We start from the raw sequence: 26,110 nt of genomic DNA, 5'->3' as shown, positions 1-26,110 counted from the left end.
AGTCCTGCCCGGATTTTAGTGATGTCTTATGCTCCGCAAATTTGCCAGTATCTGAGTTATTTTTTTAGTTTTATAAATTATCTTTTTAACCGGCATTGTAACATATGGTCTTAAAATATCGTCATACATTTATCATACCTATTACTATACCTCACTATCCTATGAAGAAGCCTATCCTGTTTATCATTATTTCGCTATTTTTTGTACATGCACAGGCCCAAACTAATATTCCTGCCGATAGCGGCACCTTCTTTTTGCACAAGTTTGCGCAAAAAATAGGTAAAGAAACCTATGTGGTGCATAAATATAAAGATGCCATCCAATACAGCATCGACTTTAAATTTGTTGACCGTGGTTCGCCGGTGCCTTTAACGGCAGAGTTAAAAGTAAACCCCGTCAATGATCCACTGGAGCTTACTATAAAAGGAAGTACTTCCAGGTTCTCCAAGGTAGATGACAAAGTTACCATACATGGCGGCGAAGCCTCTATCCGGGTTAATGATTCGTCCTATACACAAAAGGTATTACCCTCCAGTTTTACCGTAGCCGGATATTCACCCGGAACAGTACAGCAGGTGCTCCTTCAGTACTGGAAAAAACAACATGAACCCGAAATTATCCACACCCTGCCATTTGGTTCGGTTCAAATAAAAAAAGAAGGAACGGATGAACTCAGCTTTAATGGCAGTACATTAACCCTCGACCGGTTTACCATCAGCGGTTTGGTTTGGGGTAACGAATTGCTTTGGGCTGATAGTAAAGGCAACCTGATCTGCCTGATCACCAATGATGCAGAAGGGGATAAATTGGAGGCGATGCGCTCCCAGTATGAAATGCTGCTGCCACAATTGATCAGCAAGGCAGCTGCTTACGGTATGGAGTTGTTTACAAAAGCCACCAGACAAGCCAGTACTGCTGATGAAACCATCGCTATAACTGGAGGTACTTTATATGATGTAGTAACCGGTACTAATATCCCAGATGCGGTGATATTGATCAATAAAGGTGTTATTGTGCGCACAGGAAAAGCCGGGTCGTTAACTATTCCCGCAGGCGCAAAAGTGATTGATGCTAAGGGCAAAACTATTTTACCTGGTTTGTGGGATATGCACTCCCATTTTGAACAGGCTGAGTGGGGACCGGCTTACCTGGCCGCCGGGGTTACAACCGTTAGGGATTGCGGTAATGAGTTTGAATATATCAACGCGATTAAGGATGCCATTGATAGCGAGAAAGGTATTGGTCCTAATATATTAAAAGCTGGTATTATTGACGGCAAAGGTCCAATGGCTTTGGGAATTATACAGGCTGATACCAAAGAAGAAGCCATAAAGGCAGTCGACCGCTATAAAGAGAATGGTTTTGTTCAGATAAAAATATACAGTTCGGTAAAACCGGGAATAGTGAAGGTAATTTGTGATGAGGCCCACCGTCTTGGATTGACGGTAACCGGGCACATACCTAATGGGATGACCCTACAGCAGGGCGTTGATTCGGGGATGAATATGGTGAATCACATTCAGTATGTTTATTCGATTATGAAACGAAATGCAGATCGCTCTGTTGATTTTGATGACCCTAAGAGCATAGCCGTTATTGATTTTATCAAACAGCACCATGTGGTTATCGACCCCACAGTAGGCGTTTATGAGCTTTTCTTCCGTAACTTAAAAGATGATATAACTCAATTGGAGCCTGCATTTTATAATTTGCCTTTACCGTTGCAGTCGTTATTTAAAAATATGGGTGAGGGGCCGGAGCAGGCCATTAAAGCCAAGCCATTAATGGCAAGTATGAAACAGGCGGTAAAGAAACTGTATGATGCAGGTGTACCTATTGTAGCCGGTACGGATATGGGTTTCCCTGGTTATAGTCTTGATAGGGAGTTAGAGCTTTATGTGGAAGCCGGACTTACACCAGCGCAGGCTATAAGAACGGCTACTATTGTGCCGGCCACCGTGATGAAGATGGATAAGCAAACCGGATCTGTTGAAGCAGGCAAACAAGCCGATCTGATCATTATTGATGGCGACCCATTAAAAAATATCAGGGATATACGTAATGTTTCGGTTGTTATAAAAGGCGGCCGGGTTTATGATCCGGTAACATTGCACCAGATGGTAGGCTTTGCAAAATAGGATGATTGGGAGATGAGTTTTACTTGACCATGATTGTATTTCAATGGATTATCGTTTAAATTTGAGTGGTTAGAATAGTGGCTTAGATAATTACTGCGTAAAGAAATTAACGTTTTGGTAACTTATCCACAAACTACTGTTTAATGACAATTGATATAGGGATAGTTCGTTATAAAATGATACCTTTGCAGCCTCATTCCAAATCATGAGCGATCAGATTAAACATGAATGCGGTGTGGCATTTATCCGCCTCTTAAAGCCACTGTCTTATTATCAGAAAAAGTACGGAACAGCTCTGTACGGCTTGAACAAGCTTTACCTTTTAATGGAGAAACAACATAACCGCGGCCAGGATGGTGCGGGGGTTGCTACCATTAAACTGGACATAGAGCCTGGCAAGCGGTACATCAGCAGGCACCGATCAATGGCATCAAATGCTGTTGCTGATATTTTTGAATACATCCAGAAGAAATTCGCTGATATTCAGAAAGAAAGTCCTGAAAAACTGGCTGATACCGAATGGTTGAAGGAAAATGTAAGCTTTACGGGCGAAGTTTTGCTCGGGCACCTGCGATACGGTACCCACGGCAAAAACAGCATCGAGAGCTGCCACCCATTTTTAAGGCAAAACAACTGGATGACCCGTAACCTGGTTATCGCCGGTAACTTTAACATGACCAATGTTGATGAGCTATTGCAGCAGTTATATGACCTGGGTCAGCATCCTAAAGAAAAAGCCGATACCATTACCGTTCTTGAAAAAATAGGCCACTTCCTGGATACTGAGAATCAGGGCCTGTTTGATCAGTACAAACGCGAAGGCTTGGACGATAATATGGAGATCAGTAAGCTGATAGCCAATGATATGGACGTAGCCAAGATCCTTCGCAAATCAGCCAAAAACTGGGATGGTGGTTATACCATTGCCGGTATCATTGGTCATGGCGACGCCTTTGTAATGCGCGATCCGGTTGGTATTCGTCCGGCATATTATTATTATAATGATGAGATAGTTGTTGCGGCTTCAGAGCGTCCGGCTATCCAAACTGCCTTTAACATACCTGTTGAAGATATTAAAGAGATTCGCCCCGGTCATGCGCTTATCGTTAAAAAGAACGGTAAGATAACTGAGGATATGTTCAGCGAACCATTGGAAAAGAAAGCCTGTTCCTTTGAGCGGATCTATTTTTCACGCGGCAGCGATTCATCTATCTACCGCGAGCGTAAACAATTGGGCAGATTACTTTGCCCGCAGATATTGGACGCGGTTGATAACGATATTCAGAATACCGTATTTTCCTATATACCAAATACCGCCGAGGTTGCTTTTTATGGCATGGTTGAAGGGATACACAAATATGTAAAGAAATACCAACGCGACAGGCTACTGAATCGCGACGATAAGATAAGTGAAGAGGAGCTGACCGAGGTATTAAAGATAGCGCCAAGAGTTGAAAAGATAGCTATTAAGGATGTAAAGCTGCGTACCTTTATTACCCAGGATGCCGACCGCAGCGAGATGGTTGCGCACGTATATGATACCACTTATGGATTAATCAAAAAGAATACCGATACACTGGTAGTTCTGGATGATTCGATTGTACGCGGTACCACATTAAAGCAAAGTATCCTGAAAATATTAGACAGATTGGGCCCTAAGAAAGTGGTAGTAGTTTCATCTGCTCCGCAGATCCGTTACCCAGATTGTTATGGTATCGATATGTCAAGAATGGGTGAGTTCGTAGCTTTCGAAGCAGCGATCAGCCTGCTGAAAGAAATGGATCGTGAAGATATTATTCTGGATGTTTACCAGAAATGTAAGGATAGCGCCAAATTGCCAAAAGAAGAGGTAGAGAACTACGTAAAAGAGATCTACTCTTTATTTACAGATCAGCAGATTTCGGATCGTATAGCACAGATCATTACGCCAAAAGATATCAAATGTAAGGTGGAAGTTTTATACCAAACCTTAGATAACCTGCACATTGCCTGCCCGGATCACACCGGCGATTGGTATTTCAGCGGTGATTATCCAACCCCAGGTGGTAACAAAGTAGTTAACCGCGCTTTTGTAAACTGGATGGAAGGTAAAAACCAAAGGGCTTATATGTAATCCCTATCCCTAAAGGGGTAATATGATATTCAAGGCGGTGATTCTTCATCGCCTTTTTTGTTTATATCTGATTTCAACCGAAACTTAACTACTAACTGAGAAGAAAAATAAACTCAATATTTCAATAAATCACTAATTCAATAATTAAGGAGGGGGCTAAGATCCTGCTGGTGCCGAAAAAACAAAGTGGGTAACCAGTTTATCCACCAATATCAATGAAGCTATAATCAGCGCAATACCGGCCACCTCATTAAGGCGATGGACCAGTTTGACGGAAATCTTATCCCGCAATTTATTAGCATAAAAAGCTTTGGTGATATCCATGCCAAACTGTACTATAAGTACCGTGGCAAACATCACCGCAATTTTAAAGGAACGATGTGCCACACCTTCATGAAAAACGGTACTCGCGGTACCGATCACTGTGATCCAATGAAATAGGAGAGTGGGGTTAAAAATGCACATCAAAAACCCTTTCAAAAAGTAGCCCGCACGGTTTATACCCGAGGGGACTTTGTTTTCATAATTCACTTCGCCCTTTTTAAACAGGTAGCGTATACCCACACTAAATAATATAATGCTGCCTACAACCCCGGCTATGGTTTTGGCATGGTTAGATATATCAAAATATTGAGAGCCAAATAAAATTGCTCCCACGAAAACCACATCACTGCTAACTACACCGAGTGCTAATGCAACACCGGCATGAAAACCTTTTTCGATGCTGGTTTTAATAAGAGCAAAAAAGACCGGGCCAGTCAAAAACGTCAACACTAATCCTATCCCCAATCCCGAAATAACAGCTTCTATCATTATTTAGGCTTATGTTCCAAAATTTTGAACCATGCGAATATGCAATTTTATCTCTTAAACAACGAAACTTAAAATTGTGATTTATTTAATTTGAAAAAGAATAATAACATTTACAAAAATTGATTTATGTTTAGCGATTCAAAATACATTCTGTATAACTAAACTTAAAAATGGAACAAAAAGACAATAAAAATTACAGTTCGGCATTATACACGCTGATTACTGTGTTTTTCTTCTGGGGTTTTTTAGCCGCATCTAACGGTATCTTTATACCATTTTGTAAAACGCATTTTCATCTTACTCAATTTGAGTCGCAGTTGATCGATTTTACCTTTTATGGTGGATACTTTATAGGCTCATTGATACTTTATTTTGCATCGCAAGCCAGTAAGGTTGATATCATGAATAAGTTGGGTTATAAAAATGGTATCATTTTAGGTTTAGTTATATCAGCGATAGGTGCATTAGGCATGATACCTGCTGTTGCCAGCGGAGCGTTTGGTTTCATATTAGCTGTATTCTTTATTATAGCTGTTGGTTTCTCCTTACAGCAAACTGCCGCGAACCCCTTTGTGGTGGCTTTGGGCCCTGCCGAAACAGGCTCAAACCGTTTAAATTTTGCAGGTAGTATCAATAATATAGGAGCCTTATTGGGGCCGATCGTTGTTAGTGTGGTATTATTTGGTACTGCAAATTCCGAAGTTAAACCGGAAGTTAAAATATCGTCTATCAATAACCTTTATTATATGCTGGCAGCCTTATTTATAGCTGTAGCCGTATTCTTTTGGTTTTCAAACCTGCCAAAGGTTACCAGCGACGAAAAAATTGAATCGAGCAAAAAGGCGAATACACCATTATTTATCATATTCATCGCGTTTTTATTGATATTGGCTGCTGACCCGCTGAGTAAATCTATTGGCATCCCAAGTCAGTATTTTGTTTACGCCTCCCTTGCTATTATTGTATTCACCCTTGTAGGTACCATTTTCGCTGCTAAACAAAGCAAAGAAGGCTGGGGCGCTATGCAATACCCACAATTGATTTTGGGTATGCTGGCCATTTTTACCTATGTCGGTACCGAGGTTACTATTCAAAGTAATATGGGTTCATTACTGAAAACGCCTGAGTTTGGTTCCTTCAACGAATCGGACATTGCGCCTTATATATCTTTATACTGGGGTAGTTTAATGATCGGTCGTTTTGCAGGTTCAATCGGGGCTTTCAATCTTTCAACATCAACCAAATACATTTTATACGTTTTGGTTCCGTTTGTAGCGTTTGGCCTGGTATTGCTGGTAAACGCGGTGACCGGTGTAAACGTAAGTAACCTGTATGTTTACGCGGTTTGTGTGGCGGTGCTTATTGTGGCCTTCTTTATTGGTCAGCAAAAGCCAACGCGTACCTTATCTGTATTGGGTATACTGGGTGTTATATTTATGCTGATCGGTTTGTTCACTACCGGCAGGGTAGCTACTTTCGCTTTCATTAGCGGTGGTTTATGCTGCTCTATCATGTGGCCATCCATATTCTCATTGGCTATTACCGGTTTGGGTAAATACACCAGCCAGGGTTCAGCATTTTTGATTATGATGATCCTGGGTGGTTCAATTATCCCGCCTCTACAAGGGAAAATTGCCGATGGTGCAGGTAACGTTATACCAGGCATGAGCGGTATCCATTTCTCGTACATTGTACCGGTATTAGGTTTTGCTTACCTGGCATATTTTGCCTGGAAAGTGAGCCGTGAACTTCGCGGCCAGGGTATCGACCTTGACCATGTTGAAGTAAAAGGCGGACATTAATATTTTACCAATCATTTGATCATTGGGTCATTAAGTCATTTTTAAATGAAGTAATGACCCAATGATGTTTAATGACTTAATGATTTAAGATTATGAAACCAAGTTTCGATAACATCTTTATGAACCTCGCCACTGATCTGGCCAAGCGCTCACACTGCGTTAAAGCCCAGGTAGGCGCTGTTTTAACGCGCGACACCCGTATTATATCCATCGGCTATAACGGGCCGCCCGCACATACCCATAATTGCGACGAGGAGTGGCCTGGCGAGGGCTGCCCCCGTGATTCAAAAGGGAGCTGCTCTTTGGCACTACACGCCGAAGAAAATGCCATACTCTATGCTGTAAAAAATGGCGCCAGGCTGGAAGGAGCTACCTTATACACCACCTTATCGCCTTGTCTGCCTTGTGCCCGCCTTATATTTTCGGCAGGTATCAAGCACGTATATTTTGATAAGTCATACGCCGAATACAAAGGTTTAGCCAGCGATGAAGGGGTTGATTTTTTAAACCACTTTGGAGTTAAGGCCGAAAAGTTTGTAGGATAAACAAATAATTCTCAAACCATGTACCATATACCTTTTCAAACTATTGATTGGTCGTCGGTTGAAAAAACGGAGCACAAAGGCGAAACCGGAACTGCGTTTTGGCAAACATTATTGCTTAATGGTCTTAGGCTGCGCCTGGTAGAATATTCTGCAGGATACCTGGCCGATCACTGGTGCCAAAAAGGGCATATTGTACATTGCCTGGAAGGGGAGTTTGTGAGCGAACTCCAAAACGGAGAGGCCTTTGTCTTAACCAAAGGCATGACCTATATCGTGTCTGATGATCTGAGCTCACACCGGTCTGTCTCTGCCGGCGGTGTGAAGCTGTTAATTATCGATGGAGATTTTTTAAAACCTTAAACAATAAGCGGTTTTACCTTATCCAGGGCAAAGTCCAGTTGTTGTTGCGGGGTGAGGTTGGTATTATCCAATATAATGGCATCATCAGCTCTTACAAGCGGACTTTCCTCACGGGTGGTGTCCTGGTAATCGCGATGGGCTATATTCTCAAATATATCTTCTAATGTAATTTCGGGGTTCTTATCCTTGATCTCGTTGTAACGTCTTTCGGCGCGTACTTTAGGATCAGCAGTCATGAAGATTTTTACATCAGCATCCGGGAAAACCGTTGTGCCTATGTCGCGCCCGTCCATCACGATGTTTTTAGAATGACCCATGCGCTGCTGCTGTTTAACCATCTCTTTACGCACTTCGCGAATAGCAGATACTTCACTTACTTTATCAGATACCGGCATCAGGCGGATCTCCTCAGATACCTCTTCACCGTTTAGGGTGATGTGTGTCTGGTAATCACGGGAGTGAAAATTGAGATGGATGTTTTTTAATGCTTCTGCAATTTGATCGTGATTGGTCACGTCGATATTGTTGCGCAAAAAATACAGAGCAACAGCGCGATACATCGCACCGCTATCCACATAAATAAAATGAAGTTTTTTAGCTAAAGCTTTGGCCAGTGTGCTTTTACCGCATGATGAATAACCATCAATTGCCACTACTATGTTTTTACTCATAAGCGTAGCTAAAATACAAATAATTGTGATTGATTGGTAGGTGAGTGGTTGATTAAGTGAGTAGTTGATTGGGTAGAATAATTGTCCGCAAATTCTGGTAACTGCCCACTTAATCAACCACTCACCCAATTAACCTAAATAGTTACCTTTGCCGAATGAACCTTACTAAATCTGAGCTGCAAAAAGAAATTACTTATAAAACCTCGCGTAGTGGGGGTAAGGGCGGTCAAAATGTAAATAAAGTATCGAGCAAGGTGGAGCTTTTATTTAATGTAGACGGCTCCGAACTGTTTACCGAAGAGGAGAAATTACTGCTGAACGATAAATTACAAAACCGCTTAAATAAAGATGGTTTAGTACAGGTGATCTGTGATGAAGAGCGTAGCCAATATCTCAACAAAGAGAAAGCTATTGAACGATTGATATTATTACTTACCCGGGCATTGCAGAAACCCAAAGTACGTAAACCCACCAAAGTAAGTAAGGCCGCCAAAGCCGCCCGCCTGGATGACAAAAAGAAACACTCCACCAAAAAGGAAAACCGGAAGGTTGATTTTGATTGATACCTGAACAGGCAGCCATTTTGCTAAAAAAGTGGGTTTACATGGTTTACACTTTTTATGGTTTACACTTATTTAATTAGTTGGTAATCAATTAGTTGTTTTTATTTTACTGTAAAAAAACGGTTTGCAGTGTAAACCATAATTTTTATGGATCTTTTGTCTGAATCAGAATTAACTCCGTTGAGGGCTTCGCCGTTTTCAGAATTAAATCTCCATTCTGTTAATTCTTTAATTCTGAAAATTCTGATTCAGACGACACTCTACTTAAACCGGTAAGCCCCCGTAATACTGGCCCATTGATGTGATCTTAGCATTTGTTCCGCATCCTTGGTGTGGAAAATGGCTGCTATGTCAAAAGTGAAACGACTGGTTGTAAAGGCTACGCCCACCTGGTTACTGAATATAAAAGGCTTTTTGTTGAGTGTAACCTCGAGGCTGTTAGGATCATTGTTTTTGTTAAACAGCGGGCCTTGTATAGTGGCGTCATAAAGTACACCGTTGATCTGCGGTTTATAGTAAAAAAAGATCTCGTGAGCATGCAATAAGCCGGTTTGATCGGCCGCAGATACAGTACTTTGCGTACTCACTGAATTGAAAAACTGGTTGAAATTCCCCAGACGGATCAAAGGGCCTATGCCGGCGCCGGTGAATCCATTACCCAGGTTGGCGTACGAGGTCAAACTCACATCAACCCATGAGGCCCTCGCCAAAAGTTTATTATACTCGGCACCTAAATTGAGTTCTACGTTGTTTTTTATCTGGTATTGCCAACCATTTAAAGAATAAAACCCAAAAGTATTATGAATAAACTTTTGTATCGGTTCGCCTTGTGCAGCCGGACCCACAATACCTAACTGGGCGCTAAGCTTTATGTTACTTTCGTTTTTATATAAAAAGTTGAGTGTTGAACCAATGTAGGAATAGGCCGCGAAAGGCCTGTCGATGTAAGAGGCATTGGGTACATAGCCCGATTGCGGATTATACATTTTTTGCCCAAACTCAAAACCTAAAACTTTATTCTGGAGATTGCCATCGGCTTTTAAAGCTTTACGGTAATAAAAGAAGATGCCATTGGTGTAATACCTGTCTGAGCCCTGACCCAGGTACCCATCATTATCAGTTTGTATAGCAATTTCGTGACCGCGGGTTTGTGCAAATAGATTGATAGAACCAAAAAGGCACAACAGTGTGAGGAATAGTTTATTAGACATTAGGTTGTAAAATATATCAGCGCCTAATATAGAAAAATTGAGCTGATTTATAGGTGCACAAAAAAAGAGGGGCTAAATTATTTTTAACCCCTCTTTTTTTAATTTGCTATCGCTTTCTCATCCTCCTTAACGGTAAGATCGATTGGGTGACTTACTTTTTCATCCAAAAGGGCAAGCGCAATTACATCGCGCATATCCGCTACGTAATGGAACTTCAGATCCTTGATATAATCTTCTTTGATCTCCAGGATATCTTTCTGGTTCGATTTGCATAAAATGATCTCTTTGATATTGGCGCGTTTGGCGGCCAGTATTTTTTCTTTGATACCACCTACTGCCAATACCCGTCCACGCAGGGTGATCTCGCCGGTCATGGCCAGGTTTGGTTTTACCTTACGTTGAGTAAATGCCGAAACAAGGGCGGTAAGCATAGTTATACCAGCCGAAGGGCCATCCTTTGGCGTAGCGCCTGCCGGTACATGCACATGCACATCCCATTGATCAAACAATTTAGGGTTGATGTTAAAGTAGTCGGCATGTGCCCGTAGGTAAGCCAATGCGATAGTTACCGATTCCTTCATCACGTCACCCAGGCTACCGGTTAGGGTTAAACGTCCTTTGCCCGGACTTAAACTGGCTTCAATAAACAAAATATCGCCGCCAACCGATGTCCAGGCCAGGCCTGTAACTACACCGGCAACATCGTTACCTTCGTAGAGGTCCTTGTCATAAATAGGGGCACCCAGTATTTTTTCAATATCTTTTTTATTTACCACAGGATTGTATTCCTCTTCCATGGCAATATTTTTGGCTACCCCACGAACCACCGAGCCTATTTTTTTCTCCAGCGCACGTACACCCGATTCGCGTGTATAGTCAACGATGAGTTTTTCCAGCACGTCGGTTTTAAGACTTACATCTTTCAATTTTAAGCCGTGGGCTTCACGCTGTTTAGGTAACAGGTGCTGCTTGGCTATCTCTATCTTTTCTTCAATGGTATAACCATTCACTTCGATGATCTCCATCCTGTCTAAAAGGGCAGGTTGAATAGTACTTAGTGAATTGGCTGTTGCTATGAACATCACGTTGGACAGATCGAAATCCATTTCTACATAATGGTCATAAAAAGTACTGTTCTGTTCTGGATCAAGCACTTCCAGTAAAGCAGATGACGGATCTCCACGGAAATCATTACCTACTTTATCAATTTCATCTAAGATGAACACAGGATTAGCCGCGCCGGCTTTTTTAACCGATTGTATAATACGACCCGGCATAGCGCCAATATAGGTTTTACGGTGACCCCTTATTTCGGCCTCGTCGCGGATGCCACCTAAAGCCATCCGTACATATTTACGGCCAAGCGCTTTAGCTATTGATTTTCCTAAGGATGTTTTACCAACCCCGGGGGGGCCCACCAAGCAAAGGATGGGCGCTTTCATATCGTGCTTTAATTTAAGCACGGCCAGGTATTCAATAATGCGTTGCTTTACTTTATCCAGGCCAAAATGATCTTTATCCAACACCTTTTGGGCCCGTTTCAAATCAAAGTTATCTTTGGTGAATTCGTTCCAGGGCAGATCAAGTAATAATTCCAGATAATTGATCTGTACCGAATAATCAGCCGCGGCCGGATTGGTTCTGGCTAACTTTTCCAATTCTTTGGCAAAATGATCTTTTACCTCTTTGCCCCATTTCTTTTTGAGGGCACGCTGGCGCAGATCATCAATTTCCAGGTCGGGTGAGTTCCCGCCCAATTCTTCCTGTATAGTTTTTAACTGCTGATTTAAGAAATAATCACGCTGTTGTTTATCCAGATCAACACGTACTTTGGTTTGGATCTGGTTTTTAAGTTCCAGCATCTGCAGATCGAGCGTCAGGTGTTCTAATACCATATTTGCCCTTTCGCGCAGATTAGCAACCTCCAGCAAGCGTTGTTTGGCCGCCATATCGGCATTCATATTTGATGATATAAAATTGATCAAAAATGAAGTGCTTTCAATATTGCGGATGGCTATACCGGCCTCGCTCGGAATGTTGGGCGACAATTGGATAATGTTCATGGCCATATCTTTAATAGACGATACCATGGCTTTAAATTCTTTATCCTCTTTAGCCTTTATTTCTTTAAAAGGTTCAACAGTAGCTTTTATATAAGGTTCGCTTTGTACCTCATCTTTTAAAACAAAACGCTTTTTACCCTGAATAATAACGGTGGTGTTACCATCGGGCATTTGCAGCATTTTTATAATGAGGGCAATGGTGCCAATTTTGTTCAACTGGCTAAAATTAGGGTCTTCTATCCCCACATCCTGTTGCGCAACTACCCCAATCATGCGATTACCTTTGTTGGCATCGCGTATCAATTTAATTGATTTGTCTCTGCCAACCGTTATCGGTATCACCACACCTGGGAATAAAACAGTGTTACGCAAAGGCAGTATGGATAATACCTCCGGCATTTCCTCATTGTTCATTTCTTCCTCGTCCTCAGTAGACATTAGGGGAAAAAACTCAGAGTCTTCGTTTATAACTGGTAGGGCATTTTTAAAATCAAATGGATCAAAAGTCATTAATTATATTTTATATATAGATAAAACCGTCATGTTGTCAGCCTGTATCATCATTAAGCTGTTAAATACAGGTAAAACTGCGGTTGTTACTTGTAGCTACCTATGTTTCAAGAGCTGTGCCAAGTTATGGTAATAATGCTTAACAAGCAATATGGCAGTGCAATGGTTTGGCTATTTGTTTATTACAAACCACTTATAAGTTTACCAATTAAATAAGAATTTATTGGTAAATATGAAAAAAAGTCATAGTATAGCCTTCTGGAATTTTTTTAGAAACGATATTTTTTTGAATAAAAATGCCTTTTGGCATAATAATTCGATGTAATGGTAGTTAATGTTATACCGTTTCTGTTTCACTATTAATCGCTAATGAAGTTATCGGTCATTGTATCTTTTCTGATTATGTCCTCGCTCGAATCAGCTGTGGCACAAAGCGCCTATGTAAAAATGGGACAGCAGGCCCTGATGGATGGCGATTTCAGATCGGCGGTATCACACCTGGAAAAGGCTTGTATCACAGATTCAACCAATGCCAACGCGTTGTGGATGCTGGGGTACTCCTATTACCATAGCGATAATTATAAAAAATCAATAGTTGCTTACACCCGTGTTATTGCCATAAAGCCGGCGGATGCTTCTGCCTATTATTACAGGGCACGGGCAAAAAGCTACCTGGGGAAGGATAACCAGACGTCGCCGGCAGATAAGGAACTATACCTGTTAGGGGCCATTGTGGATCTGACCAAGGCTATATCCATCAACAGCGACCCTAATGATAGTAAATTCTACCAGAACAGGGGACTTGCCTATCGTGATTACGGATTGTTCAAACTACAGAATAACTCGCATTTTTATGACCGTGCAAGGGGCGTCAATTCCCTGAAGGCATCTATAACTGACCTTGAAAAAGTACTGAACGATAATCCAGGAAGAATGGATATCGCAAACCTGATCGATCAGTCAAAAGACAAACTATCGCAGGCCATTGCTCCTACTGTGGCTCGCCATTAATCATAAATTTTAGTATCAAGTAGCTAGTATCAAGTATCACGACACTTGGATTTGTTTATATAGCTGGAAAAAATCTTGATACTTGATACTCGCTACTTGATACCTTTTTTCAAAATACCTTCGATGTGGTAATTGTTTTGGCCCATTAACCTAACGTGTTGCCATTTCTCGATGAGGTAAGCCGAATCCGGAAAATAACTTAATTTTTCCCTGGTTTCGTACAGCAGGTTTTTGGTGTGGTTAAAAATAAGTACCCACTTTATTTTATCGCCGTTCTTTTTGATCACGATGCGAGTAGTTCGCAAATCAGGATATTTGGCCTGGTATACTATTAAACTATCAGTAGTTTGAACCCTGTAGCTGTTTTTCCAGGCCGGCCTATTAATATCTGATTGTATGAACAGGTTTAATTCCTGTCCCCAATTGGTAATATGTACGGTTTTATTTTCTGTTACACCGTTATGAGTTACGGTTTTATTAACAAGCGGATTCAGTTTGGTGAGCTTTGCGGTATCGGCCTTAAAAAAGCCACTGATATCAACATATTTTAATACAGCGCCGCTTTGCTTGATATCCGGCCTACATGATGGCAAGCCGGATATAAGCATAATACCGCCCAAAAAAGCGGTTATGGGTAATAATTTCAATTTATACCAATACATTCCCGGTCATTTCCGCAGGGATAGCTACGCCCAGTATACTTAAAATGGTAGGGGCAACATCACCCAGTTTACCATCCTTTACCTGTTTAACATCTTTATCAATAATAATACAAGGCACCAGGTTGGTGGTATGCGCTGTATTGGGCGAACCATCTTCGTTAATCATATAATCGGCATTGCCATGATCGGCCAGTATGATGAATGAATAGCCATTGGCCAAACCCGCTTCAACTACTGCTTTGGTACAGGCATCTGCAGTTTCGGCAGCTTTAACTACCGCGCTAAAAACACCTGTATGGCCAACCATATCGGTATTAGCGAAATTAAGACAAACAAAATCGGGCCAACCACTTTCCAGTTCAGGGATAATAGCATCACGGATGCCTGCCGCATTCATTTCGGGTTGCAGATCATAAGTAGCTACTTTGGGTGATGGTGCCAGTAAGCGTTTCTCATTATCAAATTCTTTTTCACGACCACCAGAAAAGAAGAAGGTCACGTGTGGGTATTTTTCGGTTTCGGCTATTCTGATCTGCGTTTTGCCCGCATTTTGCAAGATCTCACCCAAAGTTTTGGTCAGGTCCTCTTTGTTAAAGACCACCTGCACGTTCTTAAACGTTTCGTCGTACGGGGTCATGGTGATATAACGGATAGCCAACGGGTGAAGATTATATTCAGGGAATGACCGCTGTGTTAAGGCTATACTGATCTCGCGACCCCTGTCTGTACGGAAGTTGAAGCAGATCACTACGTCGCCATCTTTAATAACAGCCAGTGGTTTACCATCAGCATCAACGCGTACAATCGGCTTTATAAATTCATCGGTTACACCTGCTTCGTATGATTTTTTGATCAGGTCTGTAATATGTTGGGTTGCTTCTCCCTCGGCATTAACCAGAAGGTCATAGGCCAATTTTACTCTTTCCCAACGATTATCGCGATCCATGGCATAATACCTGCCGATAGCTGATGCCACTTTTACATCAGATCCTTCGATATATTGCTCCAGATCGCTAACAAAACCTAATCCTGATTTAGGATCGGTATCGCGGCCGTCTAAAAAAGCATGGATGTAAACGTTTTTAACCTCCAATTGCTTCGCGGCATCGCACAAACCTTTTACGTGCCTGATATGGGAGTGAACCCCGCCATCAGATACCAGGCCGATGAAATGCACATCGCGGTTATTTTGTTTGGCATATTCAAAAGCATCCTTTAATACCGGGATGGTTGGCAGTTCATTATCGTCAACAGCTTTATGGATACGGCCCAGCTCCTGGTAAACTACACGGCCGGCACCCAGGTTCATGTGCCCAACTTCTGAGTTGCCCATTTGCCCGGCAGGTAAACCTACCGCGGTTCCGGATGCTTCCAATTTTGAATTTGGATATTGTTGCAGCAAACCATCAACAAAAGGTGTATTTGCGGCAAGTATAGCGTTCGACTGGTCGTTACGGCCATAACCCCAGCCATCAAGAATAATTAATGCGAGTTTTTTTTGATTTTCCACATCGCAAATATAACGGCAACGCTGTACTTTATATGATTATTTTTTTAATTTCGATTTACGGAATATACTATTCATGATTTGATAATAATTGCGTGTAAAAACAGTTATATCTTATTTGAAGGTCAATAGCCCCGTTGATTCTAATTAATAATCCGTATTGTTTAAAATTCTGTTTATTAAATAATTTTATGAAGCTGGTTTGTCTATCATCCTTTATTATGCTATTCCTTTTGCCCGGCTTTACACCGGCCGATCCGATAGATGATGTAGCTAACCTCATAAAACAGGGCAATACCAAAGAATTGGCTAAATCATTTGCCTCCAGCATTGAGATCACTTTAATGGATGAGGAAAATATTTACTCCCAGGCCCAGGCTACATTGATATTGGATAAATTTTTCTCAAAAAATAAGCCTAAAAGCATCAAACTATTACATAAGGTAAACTCAAGCGCCAATTATCGCTTTGGTGTATTTATTTTGACTACCGAAGCCGGATTGTACCGGGTAGCCCTTACCCTAAAGGATACGGGTGGTAAAATGTCTATTATTGAACTCCGCATTGAAAATGAAAAGGTGAAGTAAATTTATAGATGTGCGGATGTGCAAATATGCAAATGTGCAGATGAATGACATCTTGCTGCGGTTAGTCAATAAGGTTACAAAGTAATTTCCTATCTGCGCATTTACAAATCAATTCATCATCTACACATCAATTTTCATCTGCACATCTTTTTTTCATTACTTTTGAGGTTTAAATTTAATACTCTTGGATAAGGAACTAATATACCATTTTATAATTGAGGCTTTAAAGGAAGATGTTGGTGATGGCGACCATACTTCGTTATCAACGATTCCTGCCGATAGCACCGGTAAAGCAAAACTCCTGGTAAAAGATGAAGGCATATTAGCCGGGGTTGAACTGGCATTAGAGATTTTTAAAATAGTTGATGCCAACCTGAAGGTAAACGTATTTTTAACTGATGGCGCTGTTATAAAACCCAAAGACGTAGCCTTTGAGGTAGAGGGCAATTCTCAAAGTATTTTAAAAGCCGAACGTTTGGTATTGAATTGTATGCAGCGCATGTCGGGCATCGCTACTAAAACGCGCGAGATAGTCGATCTGTTAAAAGATACCCATACCAAAGTTCTGGACACCCGTAAAACTACTCCGGGCCTGCGTTATATTGAAAAATGGGCAGTGAGAATTGGTGGAGGCGTAAACCATCGTTTTGGTTTGTATGATATGATACTGATCAAAGACAATCATGTTGATTACGCCGGAGGTATAAGGCAAGCCATTGAAAGGGCCAATCAATATCTTATCGACCATAACAAAAAACTGGCTATCGAAATAGAAGTGCGTAACCTGGATGAGCTTGATCAGGTTTTACAAACCGGCCATGTGAACCGTATATTGTTAGATAATTTTAACTTTGCCGACCTAAAGCAGGCTGTTGATATTATTCAGGGCCGCTTCATTACCGAGGCATCCGGAGGTATAACCATTGATAATATACGTGGTTATGCGGAGTGTGGGGTTGATTATATATCGGTTGGGGCGTTAACTCACTCTGTTAAAAGTCTTGACCTGAGTCTTAAAGCGATCTGATTTCGGAATTGGGAAGTTCGATTTCGGATTTAGAGTTTAAAGTTTCGGATTTAGAGTTTAGAATTTAACCCTTAGTACCATATCAATTTCGTAATATTGCAGGGAAATGATAACCGTTTATTCAGTTTCAGCGCTCATTCTGGCTTATCTCTGCGGGTCTATACCTACGGCCGTTTGGATAGGGCTGGCTTTCTATGATATTGATGTTCGTGAGTATGGCAGTGGGAACGCGGGCGCAACCAATACTTTCAGGGTGTTGGGTAAAAAGGCCGGTATCCCAGTAATGCTGTTGGATATTTTAAAAGGATGGACGGCTACCAATCTGGCTTATTTTATTGGTGTATCAACCACCGGGCCGTCAAACTCTATAGCTTATACCAATTACGCGCTTGCTTTGGGTATTGCTGCGGTAATGGGCCACCTGTTCCCGATTTTTGCTGGTTTTCGTGGCGGGAAAGGTGTGGCTACTTTATTTGGAATGATTTTGGCTATTCATTTACATGCCGCTTTATTATGTGTTCTGGTATTTGTAATAGTGCTTTTAACTACACGTTATGTATCGCTTAGCTCTATCGCTGCTGCCTTTACATATCCTATCGGAGTTTCGTTTATTTTTCCAACGTCTATCCGGTCGGTAGTTATATATGGTATGTGCATCTGCTTGCTCATACTGGTAACGCACCAAAAAAACATCGAACGCTTACTAAAAGGCACCGAGTCAAAAGTTAATTTTTTAAAGAAGAAAACTACCTGATCACCATGAAAAAATTCAGACCTGCCCTTGCTCTGATCTTTATCATTGCATTGAATTCCTGTTCAACAGTACCGTTAACCGGCCGCCGGCAACTAAGCCTGGTAGGCGATGCCGAAGTAAACCAATCGGCAGCTGCCAGTTACAAACAATTATTAACAGATCCTAAAACCAAGGTTGTTGGCAGTGGTGCCGATGCTCAACGGATTAAAAGAATAGGCAGCAATCTGGCTGCAGCTATTGAACAATACCTGCAACAGAATGGTTATGCCAATCAATATAACTTTCAATGGGAATTTAACCTGATACAAAGCAACGAGGTAAATGCCTGGTGTATGCCGGGAGGTAAAGTAGCTGTATATAGCGGTCTGCTGCCTGTTGCTAATACCGATGCTTATCTGGCCGTTGTAATGGGGCATGAGATCGGTCACGCTATAGCCAGGCACTCTGCCGAACGTATCTCTCAGCAAACACTGGCACAATTTGGTGGCTCACTGGCCGGAATTGCGGTGGCTAAACAATCGCAGGTAATGCAGGGGCTTTTTAGCCAGGCATACGGCGTGGGCACGCAAGTAGTTTTATTAAAATACTCCCGTGATCAGGAATCAGAAGCTGATCGTTTAGGGCTCACTTTTATGGCCATGGCGGGTTATGATCCGCATGAGGCTGTAGGTTTTTGGCAGCGTATGGCGGCTCAAAATAAAGGTGGCGCTCCGCCAGAGCTGCTAAGCACTCACCCTTCTGATGCAACCCGTATCGCGAATATCCAGCGCCTTATACCCGAGGCTATGAAATATTATAAAAAATAATTCAAGAAATAAAAAAGGTCTCACTTTTTTCGATGAGACCTTTTTTATTACACCACTCTCCGGTTATACTTGCATTTTTACAACACAAAATGGCTAAACGTCAATTTTTACAGGCACAATGGAAAAACCTGGTGATGCTGAATTACGAGGTTGATCCGCAAATATTAGATCCCTATTTACCGCCTGGTACGGTACTTGACCTTTGGCAAGGGAAGGTATTGGTAAGTATGGTTGGTTTTGTATTTGCAGATACCAGCGTACTTGGCATCAAATGGCCATGGCATGTAAATTTTGAGGAAGTAAACCTGCGCTTTTATGTAAAGCATTTTAACGGTACGGAATGGAAACGCGGTGCTGTTTTTGTAAGCGAAATAGTGCCCAAAAGCATGATAGCGCTTATCGCCAATAATTTATATAAAGAACATTACCAGGCTATGCCTATGCGCAGCTCGGTTACTTTAACTCAGGATAGCCATACCCAATTTTTATATGAGTGGAAGTTTAAAGGTAAGTGGAATAAATTAGGAGCTACAGCAAGTAATCAATTGCAGGATATTAATCCAGGCAGTGCCGAGGAATTTATTTTTGAACACTATTGGGGTTATAATAAACTATCAGACACCGTCACTATGGAATATCAGGTTGAACATATCTCCTGGCAAACAGGCCTGGTTAAAGATCATGTGTTTGAAGCCGATGTTGCCGGGCTTTATGGCGAAGCTTTTGAACCCTATTTAAGAAAAGAACCCGTATCGGTATTTTTTGCTGCCGGGTCAGATATTAAGGTGAGGATGGGTGATAAGATAGTGGTTTAGTCTGAAGTCTAAATTAAAAAATACGTCGTTCCTCCTCGCAATGACGGGAGGTTTCTTATCTAAAGACCTCCCAAAACCTCCATAACAGCCTGTGCTTTGAGCAGGCATTCTTCATACTCTTTTACCGGATCGGCATGGTACGTGATCGCACTCCCGGCATGGAATGATACGTATTGCCTTGCTGAGTTGTAAAGCAGGGTACGGATAACCACATTGAGATCAAAATCATTATCCGGGCTCAAATAACCTATAGCCCCCGAGTATACCCCCCGTTTGCTGCGCTCATATTGTTCCATTAGTTGCATAGCGCTGATCTTGGGTGCACCGGTCATGCTGCCCATCGGAAAGGTATTTTTAATGGCTTGTACTGCCGATAAGCCTTCCTGTAGCTCACATACTACGGTTGATATCATTTGATGTACATATTGAAAACTGTGTATACCAAATAGCTCTTCGGTTTTCACAGTGCCCTGCTTGGCAGAGCGGGTCAGGTCATTCCGTACCAGGTCAACTATCATTACGTTTTCCTGCAGCTCTTTGGGGTGATTACGTAGCTGTTGTTTGATCAATTCGTCAGCCTGTATATCTGCATCCCTTTTGGCGGTGCCTTTTATGGGCTGCGATATCAGTTTAGTGCCACGTTTGGCCAGGAAACGCTCGGGCGAAGCTCCCAGTATATAGTTGTCTTTCCACTTAAAAAAGGTGCTGAAAGGGTTCGGTGAAACCTTATTTAGCTGTGTAAATATGGCCAGCGGATCTATCGTGGTATGTTCGGCAAAAAACTCCTGGCAAAAATTGGTAACATATATATCACCCCGGTTAATGTGTTCCTGAATACCCTTTACGGCATCAATATATTCTTGCCGGCTAAAGCGGGATTTTAATGCTATAGCGGGCTGTTCCTTATAGATAATTAACTCTTGTTGATCAATCAGGTCAAAAACCTGCTCAGGCTCGTCACTAATGAACTCCACTTTGCCATCCTTAATGATAATTAGATGTAGAGGCGCAAAAAAATAAAGATCCGGAAACTGTAACCCATCCGGATTGGCAGATGATAGCAGTTCTGTTTCATTCTTCAGGTCGTAACCGAAAAAACCGCTTATCCATCCCGGGTTATTTTGTCGGAAAGCTTCCAGTTGATCAAAGGCGCTCCCAACCTGTGCTGTCACTTCATCTTTTACCCCAATAGCTATTAGTGTATTGAATTTACCATAGGGGTCATTAAACCCGTTGGATTCCAGGTAGCAGACGGCATCAAATGATGAGGCCCATTGCAGCGCTTTTTGTTTAAACAGGGGAAGATCTTGAACAGGAATAATCACCCGGCAAAAATAAGCAAGTAAAGTAAAAAGGCTGCATGAAGTGTCTTTTTGTTATCTTATATTGGATGAATAAATGCAAAGCTTATTCAATGCAATTACTGGCATATCATTTTAAAGAAGGGCTGATCTCGGGTAGGATCAAATTTTACTATGTTTTTTTGGCTTGTTTGATTTTATCTTTTCTGAATAGTTTTTTCTTTGCCTTTATTGCAGACCATTATTTTCCGGAGGCAGACTTGCTCAATAACCCTATCGATAAAGAGTCTGTTCCAGAGCAATTATTAGTAGCCTGTATTTTTGCACCACTGCTGGAAACCTGGTTGTTTATCAGTTTACCTAATCACCTGATGAACAAATTCGGGATAAAAAGTTTATATCTGCTGATCATTATCCCCGCATTATTATTTGGAGTAAACCATTATTATAATCCGCTTTATATGATCGCTATGTTTTTTAGCGGAGTGCTCATGAGTTTTCTTTACATTTATTGCAAGTGGATAAATACCGGCCGTCAGGCATTTTTATATGTTGTGTTGTTGCATGCCTTATATAACCTGTATGCTGTTTTAGCCAGATACCTTTAACCATAAATAACAAAAAAAGCCCTGCATCTATAAGATGTAGGGCTTTTGAATAGCTGATGCAATTAGTGCATTACCAGCGTTTGTTTCCTGTCTGGCCCTACGGATAGGTATTTAACAGGCACGCCGAGTTCTGCCTCTAAATAATCAATATATGATTGTAGTCTGGCAGGGATCTGGTTTAATTCGGTAATACCAGTCAAATCTTCTTTCCAGCCGTCAATTTCTTTCAAAATTGGGTCGGGGCTTACCGAGCAAATATCGTATGGCATGTAATCGATCTTTTCGCCCAGATAGTTGTAGTGGGTACAGGCATATATTTTATCAAAGCCGCTTAATACATCGGCTTTGGTCATTACCAATTGGGTAACGCCATTAAGCATTATAGCGTATTTTAAAGCCGGCAGATCGATCCATCCTGTACGGCGTGGCCTTCCAGTGGTTGCTCCAAATTCATGGCCTATACGGCGTAATTCCTCGCCTGTTTCGTCCTCCAGTTCAGTAGGGAAGGGGCCACCGCCAACACGTGTGCAATAAGCTTTAAAAATACCTATCACTTCGCCAATTTGTTGCGGTGCTATACCCAAACCTGTACAGGCTCCGGCAGCGGTTGTATTTGACGAAGTAACAAAAGGGTATGAGCCAAAATCAATATCCAGCATAGCTCCCTGTGCACCTTCGGCCAATACTTTTTTACCTTGTTTTATATAGTTGTTAACCAAGTGCTCAGAGTCAACCAATGGGAACTGGCGCAACAGGTCAAGCGCTTCGAAAAACGCGGCTTCGCGTTCTGAAAAATCTGCAACTTCTCCGTATAACGCTTGCAGCATGGATACATGCTTGTCAACCAGTTTCTGATAACGCTCCTTAAAATCGGGCAGGGTAATATCACCTATACGTAAACCATTACGACCGGTTTTATCCATGTAAGTTGGGCCGATACCTTTTAAGGTAGAACCAATTTTGCCATCGCCCATCTTTTTTTCATTAGCGGCATCAAGCAACTGGTGCGTTGGTAATATAAGGTGAGCCTTTTTAGCTATCAGCAAATTCTTTTTTGCTAAAAGATCATGCCCGGCATCTTTCAGTTTTTCTAATTCTTTTTTCAGTGTGATCGGGTCGATCACTACACCATTACCTATTAGGTTCATGGTGTTCTCAAAAAATATACCTGAAGGAATGGTATTTAAAACAAATTTTTTACCGTCAAATTCCAAAGTATGCCCGGCATTTGGGCCGCCCTGGAAACGTGCTATCAGGTCGTAACCTGCACTAAGCACATCAACAATTTTTCCTTTACCTTCATCGCCCCATTGGAGGCCTAATAATACGTCAACAGCCATTTATGTAAATTCAGAGTATGATATTAAGGGGGGCAAAGTTATGCTTTTCTGTCACAATTACCCTCTCTTAATTTGGTGCAATTGCCGTAAAGATTAAGGGAGTGGTGTTTGATCTCAAATTTCAGGATGTCGCCCATCATGCTTTGTATCTGCTGTATGCGCGGGTCGCAAAATTCAACCACCTTGCCGCAGTCAATGCAAATGATATGATCATGCTGCTTATAGCCGTATGATTTTTCAAATTGGGCCATGTTTTTACCAAACTGGTGTTTAGTCACCAGGTCACATGATACCAGCAGCTCCAGGGTATTATATACAGTGGCGCGACTTACACGGTATTTTTTATTTTTCATGTGGATGTACAATGACTCCACATCAAAGTGATCGGTACGTGAATAAATTTCTTCAAGTATAGCAAAACGCTCGGGCGTTTTACGCAGGTTTTTGTTTTCGAGGTAAGCTTCGAAAATTTTTTTAACCAACGCTATTGTATCCTGTTGAGGCATAGTTGTCTATTAAAGAGCCAAAGTTATTAATAAAAGATAGAATCAGGAAATAAGAATCAAGAGACGAGAGTCAAGAATCAAGAATCAAGATATGAGAATCAAGAGACAAGGATGCTGTTTTTATGCTTCATTAAAGCATCTTGATTCTTGTCTCTTGATTCTCAACTCTTTTTTAAGATGCTTTTTCAATGGCCGAATCGAAACGGTTTACAGCGGTTATACCCTTAACCATTTTTAGGTTTTTGATCAGGTTATCCAAATGCTCGGTATCATTTACGTATACCATTAACGAACCTTCAAAAATGCCATTATCACTATCAACTGTGATGGAACGGATATTCACCTTAAAATCCTGTGATATTACCGTAGTGAGTTTATTGATCAGGCCCACATCGTCAATACCGGTAATGCGTAAGCCGGTTAAAAATGCCAATTCCTGCTGATTTGTCCAGCGGGCCTTTACAATCCGGTAGCCATAATTGGCCATCAGCTTGGCGGCATTAGGGCAGTTGGTGCGGTGGATCTTAATGCCATCGCTCACCGTTACAAAGCCAAATACATCATCTCCGGGGATAGGGTTACAGCAATTGGCCAGTTTATAGTCAATTTTTTGCATATCCTCGCCAATAAGCAATATGTCGCTATCCTTGGTTTTGATATTGCGCAGCAGGCTATGAACCTGTTCCTGCTCAATTTTATCCTGTGGCTTATTTTCAATTATCTTTTCCGAAGCCTGGTAGTCTTTCAGGTCCTTCATGTCAATAATGCCTTTGGCAATATTGTAAAACAGGTCCTGGGTTGATCCCAGCTTAAAAAAGTAACTCAGCTTATGTATGTTTTCGGAATTATAAGTGATCTTGAGCGATTTTAACTTACGTTCCAGTATCTCCTTGCCATCTTCGGCAATTTTCCGTTTTTCTTCTTTTAATGCCGATTTTATTTTGGCTTTAGCCTTAGCGGTAACCACAAAGTTAAGCCAGTCTTCTTTAGGTGTTTGCTTGCCCGAGGTAATGATCTCTACCTGGTCGCCGTTCTGCAGTTTATAGCTCAGTGGTACCAGTTTGTGATTTACTTTGGCACCAATACAGCTGGCGCCCACATCGGTATGTATCTCGAAGGCAAAATCAAGCGCTGTAGCGTTTAAAGGCAATTGGATCAAGGCCCCTTTAGGTGTAAAAATGAAGATCTCATCGCTGAAAAGGTTCATTTTAAAATCATCTAGAAAATCGAGGGCGTTGGAGTCGGGGTTTTTCAACATATCCCTCACCTTTTGCACCCATTGATCAAGACCGCTATCCGTGGTTGATTCTTTGTACTTCCAGTGCGCGGCAAAACCCTTTTCCGCAATCTCGTTCATCCGTTTGGTACGGATCTGTACTTCAACCCATTGACCGCGGGGACCCATTACGGTAGTATGTAATGATTCATAGCCATTAGCTTTGGGCGATGATATCCAGTCGCGCAGTCTGTCGGGATTAGGGCGGTAAAGATCGGTAACTATCGAGTAGGCCTTCCAGCAATCAGCCTTTTCGTTTTCAGGCGTACTATCCAATATCACCCTGATGGCAAAAAGATCATACACCTCTTCAAAAGGTATCGATTTCTTCTTCATCTTATTCCAGATGGAGTGGATGGATTTGGGGCGACCAAAAATATCCGCATCCAAACCCTGGCCTAGCAATACTTTTTTTACCGGCTCAATAAAATCACGGATAAACTTTTCGCGTTCGGCCTTTTTCTCGTTGAGCTTAACTTTTAAAAACTGGTAGGTTTCCCGCTCCATGTATTTCATAGAGAGGTCTTCCAGCTCAGATTTTATGGTGTACAAACCCAGCCGGTGTGCCAGCGGGGCGTATAAATAAACGGTTTCTGAGGATAGTTTAAGCTGCTTATCGCGTGGCATAAACTCCATAGTCCGCATGTTATGCAGGCGATCGGCCAGTTTGATCAAGATCACTCGCACATCATCTGCCAGGGTAAGCAGCATCTTACGGAAGTTCTCGGCTTGTAACGAGCTGTTGGTATCAAATACGCCTGATATTTTGGTCAATCCGTCAATGATCTTGGCTACCTTTTTACCAAACTCCATTTCAATATCATCCAGCGTCATGTTGGTATCTTCAACCACATCATGCAGCAAGGCGCACACAATCGAAGTAGTACCCAGGCCTATTTCTTCGGCTGCTATTTGTGCTACGGCAATAGGGTGATATATGTATGGTTCGCCGCTTTTACGGCGCATGTCTTTATGGCTTTCCAGTGCCATATCAAATGCTTTACGGATCATGCGCTTATCGCCCTTTTGCAAGGTCGATTTACAGGCGCGCAGCAAAGCCCGATATCTTTTTAATATCTCATTTTTTTCCGCTTCCAGGTCAATCACTAACTCTTTCATAT

Annotated in this window: 23 protein-coding genes; 13 read left to right on the top strand and 10 right to left on the bottom strand. The window is 41.8% G+C overall.

Translation table 11 applies throughout. The features are described 5' to 3' along the window. Positions 1–161: 161 nt before the first annotated feature. Positions 162–2,138 (top strand): amidohydrolase family protein, encoded by a 1,977-nt coding sequence (locus tag BLR84_RS10125; protein ID WP_176852018.1) that lies wholly within the window; start codon positions 162–164, stop codon positions 2,136–2,138. 205 nt (positions 2,139–2,343) lie between these two features. Further along, positions 2,344–4,251 (top strand): amidophosphoribosyltransferase, encoded by a 1,908-nt coding sequence (locus tag BLR84_RS10120; RefSeq protein WP_090467426.1) that lies wholly within the window; start codon positions 2,344–2,346, stop codon positions 4,249–4,251. A gap of 156 nt (positions 4,252–4,407) precedes the next feature. Here BLR84_RS10120 and BLR84_RS10115 read toward each other — a convergent pair whose 3' ends face one another. Further along, positions 4,408–5,064 carry a LysE family translocator gene (locus tag BLR84_RS10115; protein WP_090467424.1) on the bottom strand — a complete coding sequence of 219 codons (657 nt, stop codon included), beginning with the start codon at positions 5,062–5,064 and terminating at the stop codon, positions 4,408–4,410. A gap of 170 nt (positions 5,065–5,234) precedes the next feature. Between BLR84_RS10115 and BLR84_RS10110 the strand changes: the two genes are divergently transcribed. The 3 genes from BLR84_RS10110 (at position 5,235) to BLR84_RS10100 (ending at position 7,771) form a co-directional block, all read left to right on the top strand. After that, the gene (locus tag BLR84_RS10110) at positions 5,235–6,866 is read left to right on the top strand and encodes an MFS transporter (RefSeq protein ID WP_090467422.1); all 1,632 of its coding nucleotides are present in this window, start codon (positions 5,235–5,237) and stop codon (positions 6,864–6,866) included. A 92-nt stretch (positions 6,867–6,958) separates the two neighbouring features. Further along, positions 6,959–7,411, top strand: coding sequence for a deoxycytidylate deaminase (locus tag BLR84_RS10105; protein ID WP_176852017.1), 453 nt, complete (start codon positions 6,959–6,961; stop codon positions 7,409–7,411). 18 nt (positions 7,412–7,429) lie between these two features. Next, entirely contained in the window at positions 7,430–7,771 is a 342-nt protein-coding gene (locus tag BLR84_RS10100) for a DHCW motif cupin fold protein (RefSeq protein ID WP_090467420.1), read from the top strand. Here BLR84_RS10100 and cmk read toward each other — a convergent pair. Continuing rightward, entirely contained in the window at positions 7,768–8,442 is a 675-nt protein-coding gene (gene cmk, locus BLR84_RS10095) for a (d)CMP kinase (RefSeq protein ID WP_090467418.1), read from the bottom strand. The genes BLR84_RS10100 and cmk overlap by 4 nt on opposite strands. Before the next feature lie 155 nt (positions 8,443–8,597). Between cmk and arfB the strand changes: the two genes are divergently transcribed. Beyond that, positions 8,598–9,005 (top strand): alternative ribosome rescue aminoacyl-tRNA hydrolase ArfB, encoded by a 408-nt coding sequence (arfB, locus tag BLR84_RS10090; RefSeq protein ID WP_090467416.1) that lies wholly within the window; start codon positions 8,598–8,600, stop codon positions 9,003–9,005. A 260-nt stretch (positions 9,006–9,265) separates the two neighbouring features. Here arfB and BLR84_RS10085 read toward each other — a convergent pair whose 3' ends face one another. Next, on the bottom strand, positions 9,266–10,216 hold the full coding sequence (locus BLR84_RS10085; RefSeq protein WP_090467414.1) for a lipid A deacylase LpxR family protein: 951 nt from the start codon (positions 10,214–10,216) through the stop codon (positions 9,266–9,268). 98 nt (positions 10,217–10,314) lie between these two features. Further along, the gene (gene lon, locus BLR84_RS10080; RefSeq protein ID WP_090467412.1) at positions 10,315–12,789 is read right to left on the bottom strand and encodes an endopeptidase La; all 2,475 of its coding nucleotides are present in this window, start codon (positions 12,787–12,789) and stop codon (positions 10,315–10,317) included. A 402-nt stretch (positions 12,790–13,191) separates the two neighbouring features. Between lon and BLR84_RS10075 the strand changes: the two genes are divergently transcribed. Then, complete coding sequence (locus tag BLR84_RS10075) at positions 13,192–13,800, top strand: tetratricopeptide repeat protein (RefSeq protein ID WP_176852016.1); 609 nt, start codon at positions 13,192–13,194, stop codon at positions 13,798–13,800. Between the two features lie 92 nt (positions 13,801–13,892). Here BLR84_RS10075 and BLR84_RS10070 read toward each other — a convergent pair whose 3' ends face one another. Both BLR84_RS10070 and gpmI read right to left on the bottom strand, forming a co-directional pair. Next, on the bottom strand, positions 13,893–14,447 hold the full coding sequence (locus BLR84_RS10070; protein ID WP_143013880.1) for a hypothetical protein: 555 nt from the start codon (positions 14,445–14,447) through the stop codon (positions 13,893–13,895). Position 14,448: 1 nt separating this feature from the next. Further along, positions 14,449–15,972, bottom strand: a complete 1,524-nt coding sequence (gene gpmI, locus BLR84_RS10065) for a 2,3-bisphosphoglycerate-independent phosphoglycerate mutase (protein WP_090467406.1) — start codon at positions 15,970–15,972, stop codon at positions 14,449–14,451. Positions 15,973–16,160: 188 nt separating this feature from the next. Here gpmI and BLR84_RS10060 point away from each other — a divergent pair, with 188 nt between their 5' ends. From BLR84_RS10060 to BLR84_RS10040, 5 genes are all read left to right on the top strand, one after another. After that, the gene (locus BLR84_RS10060; protein WP_090467404.1) at positions 16,161–16,556 is read left to right on the top strand and encodes a DUF4783 domain-containing protein; all 396 of its coding nucleotides are present in this window, start codon (positions 16,161–16,163) and stop codon (positions 16,554–16,556) included. Positions 16,557–16,740: 184 nt separating this feature from the next. Further along, the gene (nadC, locus tag BLR84_RS10055; protein ID WP_090467402.1) at positions 16,741–17,583 is read left to right on the top strand and encodes a carboxylating nicotinate-nucleotide diphosphorylase; all 843 of its coding nucleotides are present in this window, start codon (positions 16,741–16,743) and stop codon (positions 17,581–17,583) included. 106 nt (positions 17,584–17,689) lie between these two features. Beyond that, on the top strand, positions 17,690–18,337 hold the full coding sequence (plsY, locus tag BLR84_RS10050; protein WP_076374174.1) for a glycerol-3-phosphate 1-O-acyltransferase PlsY: 648 nt from the start codon (positions 17,690–17,692) through the stop codon (positions 18,335–18,337). 5 nt (positions 18,338–18,342) lie between these two features. Beyond that, positions 18,343–19,143, top strand: a complete 801-nt coding sequence (locus BLR84_RS10045) for a M48 family metallopeptidase (RefSeq protein WP_090467400.1) — start codon at positions 18,343–18,345, stop codon at positions 19,141–19,143. Positions 19,144–19,232: 89 nt separating this feature from the next. Beyond that, a complete protein-coding gene (locus BLR84_RS10040) occupies positions 19,233–19,958 on the top strand; it encodes a YqjF family protein (protein ID WP_090467398.1) in 726 nt (241 codons plus the stop codon). Positions 19,959–20,017: 59 nt separating this feature from the next. On the opposite strand, the gene BLR84_RS10035 is transcribed toward BLR84_RS10040, so the two are convergent. Further along, a complete protein-coding gene (locus tag BLR84_RS10035; protein WP_369829178.1) occupies positions 20,018–21,283 on the bottom strand; it encodes an anthranilate synthase component I family protein in 1,266 nt (421 codons plus the stop codon). Between the two features lie 65 nt (positions 21,284–21,348). On the opposite strand from BLR84_RS10035, the gene BLR84_RS10030 reads away from it, so the two are divergent. After that, a complete protein-coding gene (locus tag BLR84_RS10030) occupies positions 21,349–21,867 on the top strand; it encodes a CPBP family intramembrane glutamic endopeptidase (RefSeq protein ID WP_176852015.1) in 519 nt (172 codons plus the stop codon). A 62-nt stretch (positions 21,868–21,929) separates the two neighbouring features. Here the strand turns inward: BLR84_RS10030 and BLR84_RS10025 are convergent, their stop codons facing one another. The 3 genes from BLR84_RS10025 to BLR84_RS10015 form a co-directional block, all read right to left on the bottom strand. Then, positions 21,930–23,207 carry an adenylosuccinate synthase gene (locus tag BLR84_RS10025; protein WP_090467394.1) on the bottom strand — a complete coding sequence of 426 codons (1,278 nt, stop codon included), beginning with the start codon at positions 23,205–23,207 and terminating at the stop codon, positions 21,930–21,932. A 38-nt stretch (positions 23,208–23,245) separates the two neighbouring features. Next, positions 23,246–23,713 (bottom strand): Fur family transcriptional regulator, encoded by a 468-nt coding sequence (locus tag BLR84_RS10020; protein WP_076374169.1) that lies wholly within the window; start codon positions 23,711–23,713, stop codon positions 23,246–23,248. 172 nt (positions 23,714–23,885) lie between these two features. Beyond that, on the bottom strand, positions 23,886–26,108 hold the full coding sequence (locus BLR84_RS10015) for a RelA/SpoT family protein (protein WP_090467392.1): 2,223 nt from the start codon (positions 26,106–26,108) through the stop codon (positions 23,886–23,888). Positions 26,109–26,110 lie beyond the last annotated feature (2 nt).

Source organism: Mucilaginibacter sp. OK268 (genome assembly GCF_900103125.1).
Classification (GTDB): Bacteria; Bacteroidota; Bacteroidia; order Sphingobacteriales; family Sphingobacteriaceae; genus Mucilaginibacter.
Note: the sequence above shows the minus strand (reverse complement) of the source record. Positions and strands in the feature narration are given on the sequence as shown.